Below are 13,662 nucleotides of genomic sequence, written 5' to 3'. Positions count from 1 at the left end.
GAAGCTACGCAGTGTAACATTTTAAATGTGACGTATTTAACGTTTTGGCTACTTTCTTCGTTTGCATTGCCGCTTGTTAGCCAACCCGTGTTCGCACATTACCTGAACACCAGCGTGTCCACCGTGCAAAAATGGGAGAGCGGCGCGAAACGCCCCAGTGGGATGTCTCTCAAACTGCTGAGCGTTGTCCAGAAGCATGGATTAAAAGTTCTGGCGTAACCGCGAATGGCGTGATTCATGATGAATATCGTCGGCTCAGTTAACGACATTCATCATCCATATTGTCTTAGTGCAGCCAGTGCACGCCGTCTTCGGGTTGAAAAAAGGCGTTGTAACGCATCTGGAACGCATTAATGTCCTGCATATCCGGATCGGCCTCACGTAAGAAACCGAGTGCCAGACGCACCTGCGCGTCGGTGATCGGCGCGGCCAGCCGGGCCTTTTGCAGCAGGCGATGGCACTGCAACAGATTCTGCTCGCTGCCGTCCACAATGACACTTTGCCAGATCAACAGGACCTGAGCGGCGTTTTGCAGATGTGACTCGTCGGGGCGGTGGAGATACTGCAAAAATGCCTCTCCCTGCGCTTTTCCCATCTGATCGATCATCGATTCTACCGCCACCACATCAATATTCAGGCGCTCGCTCAAGCGGCGAATCGCCCGCCGGGATCCGGAAGTAAGGATCCGAAACCCGACAACAAACACCACCGCCAGTGTGGCCAGCATTATCCAGACCATGAGTTCTCCTGCTTTATCCGCGCTCATGATATCTGGAAACGGCCCACGAATACTAATCCACCAGAATGATTTTCAGCGCGAAAAGCACCGCGACCGTAATGACGCAGAGGTTTAACTCCCGCCAGCGTCCGGTAAACACTTTCATAATGCAGTAGGACATAAAACCAAGCGCAATCCCCTCGGTAATGGAGAAACTAAAAGGCATCATCACCGTGGTGATAAACGCAGGCACCGACTCGGTAAAATCATCCCAGTTAACGCGGGAGAGGCTGGAGGTCATCAGCACGCCGACAAAAATCAGCGCCCCTGCCGTTGCATAAGCGGGAACCATACCCACCAGCGGAGAAAAAAACATCACCAGCAGGAAAAGCACGCCCACCACCACCGCCGTCAGACCGGTGCGTCCGCCAACCGCCACGCCCGAGGTGCTCTCAATGTAGGCCGTCACGGAAGAGGTGCCGATAAACGCCCCGGCAACCGAGCTTACACTGTCGACATACAGCGCCCGCCTCATGCCTGGAAACTTACCGTCGCTACCGATTAACCCGGCTTTATCCGTCACACCAATGAGTGTTCCTGATGAATCAAACAAATTGATGAGCATGAATGAAAAGATAATCCCGGCCAGGTTAAATGATAATGCACCGCGTAAATCCACCTCACCTGGCACCCCGCTGATACTGGGAGGCACAGAATAGATGCCGCTAAAATGGACATCACCGAAAAACAATCCGCAACAGGAGGTGACAACAATGGAAACCAGCACCGCAGCATGAAACTGACGCGATGACAGCACGGTAATAATAAAGAAACCTAAAATACCCAGTAATACACTGTGGGAACTTAAGTCACCAATGGTCACCAGCGTGTCTTTATTCGCAACAATAACGCCCGCATTTTTTAACCCCATCAACGCAATAAATAAGCCGATACCGCTGGTAATGCCGATACGTAAATTAATCGGAATATTGGAAATCATCCAGTAACGAATGCGAAAAAGCGTGAGTAAAAAGAGTCCGACCGCGCCCCAGAATATGGCCCCCATTCCCGTTTGCCAACTCACCCCCATCGCCCCCACCACCACAAAGGCAAAAAACGCGTTCAATCCCATCGCCGGGGCTAATGCAACAGGAAGGTTAGCGACCAGGCCCATCGCGATACTGCCGATGCCGGCGATCAGGCATGTGGTGACAAACACCACTTTGGGATCCATCTGTGCGGCCCCGAGTATTTGCGGGTTCACGAACACAATGTACACCATCGTTAAAAAAGTCGTCATCCCGGCAATCGTTTCTGTCCGCACGTCGGTGCCATGCTGGCGCAGTTTAAATAATCGCGAAAGATGATTTAAATCATTTCTCGCGTCATCACTGACATCATTATTCATCTTTTTTATCCATTAATGAAGATATAAGCAGGTCTCATTTAAAACATCTCCCATAGTTAATTCAGTGATTGCAATCACAATGCCAATGCCCGTTAATCGATAAGCTTTAAATAATCACCCGGCATTTCTTTATGATAAATAATAATCAAATTGATAAAATCAAAATGAGAAAAATATGAACAACGCCATAACTCATAAATTTCATTATATTAGCCGTCAGGAACGGCAGGAATTATTAGCGGTTGCGCGCGGTGAAGCCGTCGCCGATTATATTATTGATAATGTCATCCTTCTCGATATTATCAATGGCGGGGAAATGACTGGGCCCATCGTGACCAAAGGACGACATATCGCGGGCATCGGCGCAGAGTATCGTGACGCCCCGGCATTACGGCGTATCGATGCCCACGGCGCAACGGCCGTTCCCGGTTTTATCGACTCACACCTGCACATTGAATCCAGCATGATGACGCCGGTCACATTTGAAACCGCAACGCTGCCGCGTGGGCTCACCACCGTTGTTTGCGATCCGCATGAAATCGTCAATGTGATGGGCGAAAAGGGATTTTCCTGGTTTGTCCGCTGCGCCGAACTGGCGAAGCAGAATCAGTATCTTCAGGTGAGTTCCTGCGTTCCGGCTCTGGAGGGATGTGATGTGAATGGCGCGCGTTTCTCCCTCGACCAGATGCTGACCTGGCGCGATCATCCACTGGTGGCCGGACTGGCGGAAGTGATGGATTATCCTGGCGTCATTGCCGGACAAAATACGTTGCTCGACAAAATGGATACCTTCCGCCATCTGACGCTGGACGGCCACTGTCCTGGACTGAGCGGTAAGGCGCTCAACGCCTACATCGCCGCCGGGATAGAGAACTGCCACGAGAGTTACGCCCTGGAGGAGGGGCGCCGCAAACTGCAACTTGGGATGGCGCTGATGATCCGCGAAGGGTCCGCCGCCCGCAACCTCGACGCGCTGGCACCGCTCATCAACGCCTTCAACAGCCCACAGTGTCTGCTCTGCACCGACGACCGTAATCCCTGGGAAATCGCTCATGAAGGGCATATTGATGCACTGATTCGCCGACTGATTTTACAGCATAACGTCCCGCTACACGTCGCTTATCGCATCGCCAGTTGGTCAGCAGCACGCCATTTTGGCCTGCACCATTTAGGCTTACTGGCCCCCGGAAAACAGGCGGATATCGTCCTGCTCAGCGATGCCCGCAACGTGGCGGTACAGCAAGTGTTTGTCAAAGGGGAACCCATTGATGCCGAACGCCTGAAAGCCGGGGAACCGGCAAGGCTGGCGCAAACCGTTCCGCCCTATGGCAATACCATTGCGCGGCACCCCGTCTGCGCCGATGACTTTGCGCTGCATTTCACCCCCGGCAAACGCTATCGGGTGATTGATGTTATCCCTAACGAACTGGTGACGGGCGCCAGTGCCTGCATGTGCATCGCCGGGGGTTTCGATCGCCCTGATATTTGCTATATCGCCGTGCTTGAACGCTACGGTCAGCAGTCGCCCCCGGCCTACGGTTTATTAGGCGGATTCGGCCTGCGTGAAGGCGCGCTGGCGGCAACGGTCAGCCATGACAGCCATAATATTGTGGTGATCGGTTGCAGCGCTGATGAAATGGCGCTGGCGGTTAATCAGGTGATTGAAGATGGCGGCGGGCTCTGCGTCGTGCGTAACGGTCAGGTGCAGTGCCATTTGCCGCTGCCGATTGCCGGATTAATGAGTACCGACACCGCCGATTCGCTGGCTGGACAAATCGATGCGCTCAAAACGGCGGGTCGCGAGTGTGGCACGCTGCCCGATGAGCCTTTTATCCAGATGGCGTTTCTCTCCTTACCGGTGATCCCCGCACTAAAACTCACCAGCCAGGGACTGTTTGACGGTGAAACGTTTACCTTTATCTCTCCGGAGATTGCTGACTGATTTCAGAACGCCGTCGCCAGAAACAGGCATAAAAAAGCCCAGCGCACAGGCTGGGCAACATGTTACCCACGACACACTTAAGCGGTTCTTAACTGCTGAATTTTTCTTTCCCGACGGATTTTGCGTTCTTCCATGACCGCGACCATGGCCATCAGGCAGATGCAGCCAATCGCGGCAGCGTCCAGAGCAGCAAAGGTGCCCGCCCAACCGGTCAGACCAAACACGGGCGTACCGTCAGCAATCATCCCCAGGCCTAGCTTGGCAAAGCTATCGCCAATCAGATAGGCAAAGGTGCCTTTGATACCATCCGCTGCGCCAATGGCTTTTTTCGGGACAAAGCCCACCGCCGCTACGCCAATCAGCAACTGCGGACCAAACACCAGGAAACCGAGCGCAAACAGTGACGCGAGATAGACATACTGATTGCTGGCATGTTGATAGACGCCAAGCGTCGCGATGATCAGTGCCAGCGCCACACAGGCCACCAGCGCCCGTCGACCGTTCGCCAGATCCGAGAGCCACCCCCACAGCAGCGTCCCCACCAGCGCGCCCACCTCAAACAGAGTAAAGCCCTGAATGGCCACCTCTTTGGACAGTTTCAGCTCCTGGAAAGCGTACACCGTCGACCACTGGTCGATACCGATACGCACCACGTACAGGAAGATGTTGGAGAAACACAGCAGCCAGATGACTTTGTTTTTCAGCACATATTCAACAAAGATCTGCCATTTGGTCATGTCATTTTCTTCAGTCTCTTTATCCTCTTCGCTGATCTCTTCGCCGAATAACTCTTCAGCTTTGCCGAGACCGTAAGATTCCGGCGAATCGCTACCGAATCGCAGACCGATAAAGCCGACAATCAGAGCGATAATCGACGGGAAGATAAACATCCCAATCACGTGCCCGTCGAACAGGACGTTCGCACCGAACAGCGCCACGCCTGCCGCGCCCGCGCCGCCGAGGTTATGAGAGATATTCCAGAAGCCGAGAAAGGTGCCGCGCTTACGGCGAGGCGTCCATTTTGTGATAGTGGAATAGCTGCATGACCCGCCGGTACTCTGAAAGAAACCGCTCAGGGCATAGAAGGCGATCATCAGGAACAGGCTCACCGAGCCGGTGCCCATGCTGGCGCTGAAGCCGAGCATACAAATCGCGGAGAGGATCAGCATAAGCGGCAGGAACTGCTTGGTGTTTTTGCCGTCAGCGTAATAGGAGACCAACGTTTTACCCACGCCGTAGGTAATGGAGAACCCCAGGCCAATCATCCCCAGTTGCGTCATGCTCAACCCGTAGGTGGAGATCATGTCATTCTGGGCGATGTTAAAATTCTTGCGGATCAAGTACATGGTCAGATAGCCGATAAAGACCACCAGATAAGACTGCATGAACGGTTTGAACCACATCTTGCGCCGCACATCGAGCGGCAGATCCAGGGTGGGTTTACGCACCTGGTTTAGAAAGGCCAGCATAGGACACTCCCGAGTTCATTTTTATACCTGCGAATAGCAGGCATTGTAAAAATCAGTCGGGAGACACGCCTGAGACAGCGTCCAGGCGAAACCGGGAAAATGTCTTAGTTTTGCCCCACTCGCGGTAAAAAAGTGAGCTACATCACGCTTCACTGGCCACGCGCGGGGCCTGCGCGTTGAGGAACGGCAGTAATAACAGGGCTGAGATGCCGGCGGCGATAGCAATAACAACGAAGAAACCGGTCCAGTGCCAGGTTTCCATCACCTGCGCCAGCGGCCAACCGGAAAGCGAGGCGCCGAGATAGGCGAAAAGTCCCACAAACCCGGTCGCCGCGCCCGCCGCCTCTTTGTGCGAGCACTCCGCCGCCGCCATTCCGATCAGCATCTGCGGGCCAAAGACAAAGAATCCGGTAGTGAAAAAGCAGGCAGCCTGCATCACGTAACTGGCAAACGGCATCAGCCATAGCGAGCCGACCGAAAGCAAAATCCCGGCGGCAAAAATCAGGTTCATCGGCCCACGGTTTCCGTTGAACAGTTTATCCGATCCCCAGCCTGCCACCAGTGCGCCGATAAATCCGCCCAGTTCAAACATCGTCACCGCCATATTGGCAGCCACCAGATCGACGCCCAGCGTCTCGGACATATACAGATTGCCCCAGTCGTTGATGGCCGCACGCACCACGTATACCAGCACATAACAGAGCGACAATAGCCAAATGTAAGGATTGAACAGCACGTATTTGGTGAGGATCTCTTTGCGGGTCAGTCCTGCGCCTTCCTGCTGCTGGGCGATTTCCAGCGCATCGTGCTGCCAGTCGCCTACCGGCGGTAATCCCACGGCCTGCGGACGGTCGCGTAGTCGCCAGCAGAGAAAAAACCCGACGACAATCGCCAGCGTTCCGGCCATCATCATCCCGGCACGCCAGCCATAGTGCAGCGCCACAGCGGCCATGACGATCGGGATCAGCGCGCCGCCAACGTTGTGCGCGGTATTCCAGATAGCCCACCAGCTGCCGCGCTCGTTACGGGAATACCACGCCGTCAGCAGACGGGCGCACACCGGCGCGCCCCAGCCCTGGAAGAAGGCGTTCAGCGCCCACAGCAGGGCAAACGCCCAGAGCGAGGTGGAGAAACCAAACAGAATGTTGACGATACCGGTGGCAATCAGCCCGATCCCCATGAAATAGCGAGCGTTGGAACGATCGCTGACGATGCCGGAAACGAATTTCGACACGCCATAGGTGATGTAAAACAGCGTCGCCAGCAGGCCAATATCGCTACGGCTTAATACACCGCTGACGAGAATGTCCGGCACGGCAGCGTTAAAACTTTTACGGGTGAAGTAGAACAGGGCGTAGCCCAGCCAGATGGTCAACAGGATGTGACGACGCCAGTAGCGGTAGCGTTCGTCAATCTCGCGCTTGTCCGTTAACTGCGGCGCATTCGCCGGTGCTTTGAAGAAGGTCAGCATCGCCGCTCCTTAAACGTAACGCAGGGGCAACGAGACGCTGACTCGCGTACCGTGGGTGCAGGAAATCGTCAGTGAACCGCCGAGCGCCGTCACGCGCTCGCGCATCCCGGTCAGGCCAAACCCCTGCTGGCCGGAGCCCGGCGGCAAACCGCTACCGTCATCCTCAATTACCAGCATCAGCCGCTCGTCCTGCTGCCAGCCCTGCAGCGTCACCGCGCTGGCATTGGCGTGTTTCACAATATTGTTCAGCCCTTCCTGGCAGACGCGAAACAGGGTGACGCGCTGACTTTCGCTGAGCGCCATCTCGTCGATTCGCCAGTCGAGATGGCTGACGATGCCGCGGCTTTCCAGCTCCATTTCCCGCATCAGCGAGCGGATCGCGTGTTCCAGCGTTAAATCGTCCAGCTGGCGCGGACGCAGGCGTCCCAACAGGCGCCGCACGGAATCATAAACGCCAAGCGACAGCTGTTCGATAAGTTGTCCGCTCTGCTTCACGCCGCCGTTTTCCACCGCCAGCCGCTGTACAATCCCGGCCTGGGTACGGATGGCGGTGATGGTCTGTCCGATATCATCGTGCAACTCACGCGCCACGTCGCGGCGCACACTCTCTTCGGTTTCCAGCAGGCGCTCCGCCAGCCGATGATTACGCGCCAGTTCGTTTTGCAGTGATTGATTCAACTCACGCAGACGCTGAATGCCTGCGCCAAGCAGTAGCCCGGTCAGGCTTTGCGCCAGCAGAGAGAGCAGTAAATCTACGGGATGATCGTGCCAGGTCTGGCTGGCAATTAGCGCAATGGCGTTCATCAGCGTTGCGATCAGTGCCCCCTGCCAGCCATAGTGCCAGGCCAGCGCGATAATAGGCAGTGCCAGACAGAAGGGGGTAAACCGCGAAAGCTCGGCGGGCAATCCCAACTGGAGCCACAGGCTGACGCTGAACAGCAGCAGATACCAGATCAGGTGCCGACCGCGCCAGTTCACCGGTTGCGACACCAGCGCCGGGCCCAGTGGCAACCAGGTGGTACTGGTCAGATAATGCCAGAACACCAGGCAGATAGGCGCCAGCGTTAATCCGCCGGTCAGGGTCAGCAGCAGGGCATTCCACGCCGTTTCCCCCTGTCCCAGCCAGGGCAGCGACTGCAACAGCGCCGCCGCCGTCAACGCCGCCCCCTGAAGCAACAACGTCCGCCAGTCGCGCTGATGGCGATAGCGGGAGATCAGCGCCACGGGCAGCAGCGTCAGCAAACTGCCGATCATCAAAAGAGGCAGATGCGCCAACGCCACTTCCTGCGCCAGCCAGAAGGTGAGTAGCCATTCCGCGCCCAGCAAAACCGGCCAGTAGCCGCGCGGACATTGCAGCATCAGCCCCAGACGCAAACCAAACGGGAACAGCAGTACCGCCAGTTCCGGGCGCTCAACCAGGTGCAGGCTAATGCTCCACAGACAAAACCAGGCGGCAGAGAAGATAAAAAAACAGGCGAGAACGGTGATTAGCCGAGAGAACAGGGTTTTCATTACCAGCCGTCAAACATGCGCCGCGCCAGCTCAACGTCATTACTGACACCCAGTTTTTCCATCAGGTTAGCGCGATGGACGTGCACCGTTTTCGGCGAGAGCCCCAGCTCGGCGGCGATCTCTTTCACCGCCATCCCCTGCGCCAGCTTTTCCGCCACCTGGCGCTCGCGTCGGGTCAGCGGATCCTGACGTCCGGCCGCCAGTTTGACGGCAATTTCTGGCGTCAGATAACAACCTCCGGTTGCCACCGTATGCACCGCCGCGATCAGTTCATCAGGACTACAGCGTTTAGAGAGAAAACCGCGCGCCCCGGCGTTCAATGCCTGTTCCACCAGCGCCGGGCTATCGTGAACAGAAAGCATGATGGTCGCCATCCCTTTCGGTAACTGGCTTAATAGCTCCAGTCCGGATATGTCCGGCATTGAGATGTCGCAAATGCACACCTGAACGCCGCGTCCCGGTAATCCTGCCAGCGCCTCACGCCCCGAGCCAAACTCGGCAACAACCTGCAAATCCGCCTCCAGCCCCAGCAGTTGGGCAAAGCCGGAGCGAACGATAAGGTGGTCGTCTATAAGGGCAACGGTGATCATGCTTCTGTCCTGGCGCGTGCAACGGCCTGATGGCGCTACGCTTATCCGGCCTACAGGCAGTTACCGCTGTAGGCCGGATAAGGCGTTTACGCCGCCATCCGGCGAAAGCGCTTACCTTAACGATAAGCGCGTTGCTGTTCAAGCCTTGAGCGTTCAGGCGATGCCGGTGGTGACCGTAAATGTCCGGGTTTGCTGCGGTTGAACCTCAATCAGCGTGCCGTTTCGCTGGGCGGCAAGAAATCCTTCCGGACGGCAGGTGGCAGGCAGGGCAAATGCCGCGACCTGCTGATCGCCGTTATACAGGATCCAGCGGGTCACGTAGTTGAGTTCCGAACTGGCGAAACGGGTAACAAACGTGGTGCCATCCGGGGCGATCATGCGGAATTCGGGTTTATCCGTATACCTGTCCAACTGGTCGGCAAAGAAGACGATTTCCGGATCGTAGAAGCTGGGTTCATTGAGCGTCGCCAGCGACGCTTCGCCTTGTAAGATCCGTTGATTAAATGCCAGCCACTGTTCGGTGGGTTTCACATGCGCCGGGACCGATTCGCGAAGCCGCAGCGCCTCATCCGGAATATTCTGGCTGAACGTCGCCTCTGGCACATATGCATAGTTCATGTGGCACATGTACTGCAGCGGCATCGCGACAGACGCGAGGTTAGTGACGGCCATCTGAATATCAAACAGCGCGCTCGCTTTATGCATCACCACCGCAGGCTGCGCCTGATAATGATGACCGAATCCCATCACATACTCGTAGCGTCCGGTCACGCGCAGGCTGTCGCCGTCCAGTTCCAGCCAGGCCTCGTCCATCGCAGCACAGGCCATTTCACCGTGTAACGGGTGAGTATCTTCCGGCGACGGGCAGCCATTGGCCAGCAGTCCTGAATGGAAAGCAAAACAGCCATAGGTCGCCACCACTTCCGCTGCGGGTTTCGGCTGGCGGAACATGTTGCGCATGGTCAGATCGTGGCCGTCAAACTGCGCGTCCCAGAGAATCTGCCCCATCCAGGGCAGAATCACCAGATGACCACGACTGTTCTGCACCTTCAGCCCTTCCACACCGCTGGCATAACGAAAGGCGGTAACCGTGAAATCGCTGTTCTCCAGCAGGATTTGCGGATGTTCACTAAAGAGCGTCCGCCACAGCGTGATACGTGTTGTCATAATCGTTCTCCTCAGGAAGCGGTCGCTTCAGCCAGGCTGCGCACTTTGCTTTCGCGCCAGAAGTAGATCCCCACGTAAACGAAACACAGCATGGAGACAAGGAACGAGAGTTGCAGCGAGTGGAACATATCCGCCACATAACCCTGAATCGCCGGGACCACGGCGGCGCCAACGATGGCCATCACGATCACCGCGCCCGCCATTTCGGTATGTTCGTTATCCACCGTATCCAGCGTGCCGGCATAAATCGTCGCCCAGCAGGGACCAAACAGAATGCTCACCAGCACTGCGACGTACACGGCGCTAAAGCTCGGTGCCAGCGAAACATAGGCAAGGAACAGCGCGCCGATGACGGAGTAAAGAATCAGCACTTTTTCCGGGTTAAAGCGGGTCATCAGGATGTTGGCGATAAACTTACCGATAAAGAAGCAGGCAAAGCTATAGACCATGAAGTTAGAGGCATCACGCTCGTTGATATCGCCCAACTCCAGCGCTAGACGGATAGTGAATGACCACACGGCCACCTGCATCCCCACATACAGGAACTGCGCCACAATACCGCGGCGGAAACGGGCATTGCTGGCCAGATAGCGCAACGTGTCCATCGCCGACGGGCGTTTATGGTTGGCGGTTTGCGCCACTTTGCAGGTCGGGAAGCGGGTTAACAAAAACAGCACCATCACCACCACCAGAACCATAATCATGTACTTATACGGCTCAAGGGTGTTTTCCAGCATCAGCACTTTAAAGTTATGGATCTGCTCGGCATTCATTCCCGCCATCTGTTTTTCCAGGCTGTCGCCTTCGGAAAAGACCAGATATTTCCCCAGCAAAATGCCGGACGCCGCGCCAATAGGATAAAACGTCTGGCTGATATTCAGGCGTAAGGTGGCATAGGCTTTTGGGCCGATCATCGAACTGTAGGTGTTCGCTGCGGTTTCCAGGAAGCTCAGACCAATCGCAATCGCGAAGATCGCGGCAAGGAACATGGTGTAGGTCGCCATGTGCGAGGCCGGGAAAAAGAGCGTACAGCCGACAATGTACAGCGTCAGGCCGGTTAATATCGCCACTTTATAACTGGTTTTTTTAATCACCAGAGATGCCGGGATCGCAATTAAAAAATAACCGCCATAAAAGGCGCTCTGAACTAATGCTGAGGCAAAGTTACTGAGTGAAAATACACTTTTAAATTGCGTAATCAGAATATCATTTAATGCGGCTGCGCATCCCCATAACGGGAATAAACAGGATAACAAAATAAACTGGAACAGAGGGGTCTTATTCAGATACCCATCGGGCATCTGAATGATGTTTTTATCGTTCATAGTGCTACCTTTTACAGTGCAGAAGTATTATTCGTTTAGGGTAAGAAATTCATTAAATTGTTCGATACTCGGATAAGAGGATTGTGTGCCTTTCCCGGTCACGCTAAACGCAGCGAAAAGGACGGCTTTCTTCATTGCGGCTTCGACATCTCCGCTCTGAACGTAGTAATGGGCAAAGCAACCGATAAAGGCATCGCCTGCGCCACTGGTATCAACAGCATTAACGCGAAACGCCGGAACATGCACTTCCTGATCGCGCGTCATCCAAAGCGCACCTTTTTCACCCATGGTCACAATAATATTGTTTAACCCTTTATCCACCAGGGAACGGGCGGCGGTGCAAATATCATCATACGACTCCACTGGCATACCGGTTAATATTTCCAGTTCGGTTTCGTTTGGTACAAAGAAATCACATTTACAGGCATAGGACATATCTAATTCACGCAATGCCGGTGCGGGATTTAATAATACTTCGATGCCATGCTTTTTGCCGAACTCAATGGCGTGGTAAACCGTCTCCAGTTGAACTTCCAGTTGCAAGACAATCAGCTGACATTTTTTTAAATCTTCCGCAGCGCGATCGATATCTTCCGGGGAGAGAAACTTGTTCGCTCCTTTAATAATAAGAATGCTGTTACTGGAGTTCGCATTCACAAAAATCGGTGCCACGCCGCTACTGGTGCACGGGACTTTTTCGACATAGGTGGTGTTGATGCCCCAGGATTCGAGATTGCGAATGGTGTTATCCGCAAAGATATCGTCGCCGACTTTGGTCAGCATCAGCACTTTGGAGTTGAGTTTCGCCGCCGCAACGGCCTGATTTGCGCCTTTACCACCGCAGCCGATTTTAAACGCCGGCGCTTCCAGGGTTTCGCCTTCTTTGGGCATCTGGTTGGTATAAGTGATGAGATCCACCATGTTGGAGCCAATAACCGCGATATCCATTTTACACCCTCTAAGAAACAATCACATAACAATGATAATAAAATAACATTATCATGTTACTTCCGTATCATTTGTGACTACGATCGCGATTGGAAGATCATTTCCCTGTTTATTTATTGCCCACCTCATGATTCACTGTTACCTGTCAACAGCATCTAAACTGTTACAATTAACTGAAATTAAACCAGTTACAATCAAAAAAACGCGAACAAACGCGCTTTTAATTCCCGCCAGCCAGACGTATAGTAATGCAGCAAGATGATGTTCCGAGAGACACAAAAATGTTACTCATGGAACATTCGCAACATGAATCGCGGAGAAGGTGAATGGAAACCAAACAAAAAGAACGTATTCGACGTCTGATGGAACTATTGAAGAAGACCGACCGCATCCATCTGAAAGACGCCGCGCGGATGCTGGAGGTTTCCGTGATGACCATTCGCCGGGATCTCAGCCAGGATGACGAGCCGCTGCCCCTGACACTGCTCGGCGGCTATATCGTGATGGTCAGCAAACCCACCGCGCCAGCTAACGTCCCCCAGCCAGCCAACAAGACCCATCATCGCGACGATTTACCCGTCGCTATCCTGGCGGCCGGTCTGGTGAGCGAAAACGATCTGATCTTTTTTGATAATGGTCCGGAGATGCCGTTGGTGATCGGTATGATCCCGGACGAGATCGCCTTTACCGGGATCTGCTACTCGCACCAGGTTTTTATCGCGCTCAATGAAAAGCCCAACGCCACGCCGATCCTCTGTGGTGGAACGTATCGGGCGAAGAGCGACGCATTTTACGATGCGAATAACCCTTCACCGCTGGATTCCCTGAATCCGCGAAAAGTGTTTATCTCCGCCAGCGGCGTACACGAACACTTCGGCGTCAGTTGGTTTAACCCGGACGACCTCGCCACCAAGCGCAAAGCAATGGAGCGCGGACTGCGTAAAATTTTACTGACGCGTTACGCCCTGTTCGATGAGGTCGCCCCCGCCAGCATTGGTCCGCTTTCCACCTTTGATGTCCTGATATGCGATCGTCCGCTACCGGCAGATTATGCCACCCACTGCCGGAACGGTTCCGTCAAGGTGATCACCCCTGATTCAGACGGCGATTAA

The 13,662-nt window shown here is 54.6% G+C and carries 11 protein-coding genes and 1 pseudogene; 3 read left to right on the top strand and 9 right to left on the bottom strand.

What is annotated here, in order from left to right; genetic code table 11:
• Positions 1–75: 75 nt before the first annotated feature.
• Positions 76–219, top strand: a pseudogene (locus ACERJC_RS15205) (helix-turn-helix domain-containing protein); the annotation flags it as partial.
• Positions 220–286: 67 nt separating this feature from the next.
• Here the strand turns inward: ACERJC_RS15205 and ACERJC_RS15200 are convergent.
• A complete protein-coding gene (locus ACERJC_RS15200) occupies positions 287–739 on the bottom strand; it encodes a DUF1198 domain-containing protein (RefSeq protein WP_373672001.1) in 453 nt (150 codons plus the stop codon).
• A 52-nt stretch (positions 740–791) separates the two neighbouring features.
• A complete protein-coding gene (locus ACERJC_RS15195) occupies positions 792–2,126 on the bottom strand; it encodes an NCS2 family permease (protein ID WP_373672000.1) in 1,335 nt (444 codons plus the stop codon).
• A gap of 175 nt (positions 2,127–2,301) precedes the next feature.
• Between ACERJC_RS15195 and adeD the strand changes: the two genes are divergently transcribed.
• Positions 2,302–4,068, top strand: a complete 1,767-nt coding sequence (adeD, locus tag ACERJC_RS15190) for an adenine deaminase (RefSeq protein ID WP_373671999.1) — start codon at positions 2,302–2,304, stop codon at positions 4,066–4,068.
• Between the two features lie 77 nt (positions 4,069–4,145).
• On the opposite strand, the gene uhpT is transcribed toward adeD, so the two are convergent.
• From uhpT to rbsK, 7 genes are all read right to left on the bottom strand, one after another.
• Entirely contained in the window at positions 4,146–5,537 is a 1,392-nt protein-coding gene (gene uhpT, locus ACERJC_RS15185) for a hexose-6-phosphate:phosphate antiporter UhpT (protein WP_192479424.1), read from the bottom strand.
• 142 nt (positions 5,538–5,679) lie between these two features.
• Positions 5,680–7,008 carry an MFS transporter gene (locus tag ACERJC_RS15180; protein ID WP_373671998.1) on the bottom strand — a complete coding sequence of 443 codons (1,329 nt, stop codon included), beginning with the start codon at positions 7,006–7,008 and terminating at the stop codon, positions 5,680–5,682.
• A 9-nt stretch (positions 7,009–7,017) separates the two neighbouring features.
• Positions 7,018–8,520 (bottom strand): signal transduction histidine-protein kinase/phosphatase UhpB, encoded by a 1,503-nt coding sequence (gene uhpB, locus ACERJC_RS15175; protein WP_373671997.1) that lies wholly within the window; start codon positions 8,518–8,520, stop codon positions 7,018–7,020.
• Complete coding sequence (gene uhpA, locus ACERJC_RS15170; RefSeq protein ID WP_152400750.1) at positions 8,520–9,110, bottom strand: response regulator transcription factor UhpA; 591 nt, start codon at positions 9,108–9,110, stop codon at positions 8,520–8,522. Before uhpA ends, uhpB begins: the two co-directional genes overlap by 1 nt.
• A gap of 153 nt (positions 9,111–9,263) precedes the next feature.
• On the bottom strand, positions 9,264–10,277 hold the full coding sequence (locus ACERJC_RS15165; protein WP_373671996.1) for an aldose 1-epimerase family protein: 1,014 nt from the start codon (positions 10,275–10,277) through the stop codon (positions 9,264–9,266).
• Positions 10,278–10,288: 11 nt separating this feature from the next.
• Complete coding sequence (gene fucP, locus ACERJC_RS15160) at positions 10,289–11,602, bottom strand: L-fucose:H+ symporter permease (RefSeq protein ID WP_152400754.1); 1,314 nt, start codon at positions 11,600–11,602, stop codon at positions 10,289–10,291.
• A gap of 27 nt (positions 11,603–11,629) precedes the next feature.
• Positions 11,630–12,550, bottom strand: a complete 921-nt coding sequence (gene rbsK, locus ACERJC_RS15155) for a ribokinase (protein WP_178825759.1) — start codon at positions 12,548–12,550, stop codon at positions 11,630–11,632.
• Between the two features lie 326 nt (positions 12,551–12,876).
• Here rbsK and ACERJC_RS15150 point away from each other — a divergent pair, with 326 nt between their 5' ends.
• Positions 12,877–13,662, top strand: a complete 786-nt coding sequence (locus ACERJC_RS15150; protein WP_152400758.1) for a DeoR family transcriptional regulator — start codon at positions 12,877–12,879, stop codon at positions 13,660–13,662.

The sequence above is a fragment of the Citrobacter telavivensis genome (assembly GCF_041807075.1).
Lineage (GTDB): Bacteria > Pseudomonadota > Gammaproteobacteria > Enterobacterales > Enterobacteriaceae > Citrobacter_A > Citrobacter_A telavivensis.
The sequence above is the reverse complement of the archived record's forward strand: the minus strand, read 5'-3'. Positions and strand labels throughout refer to the sequence as shown.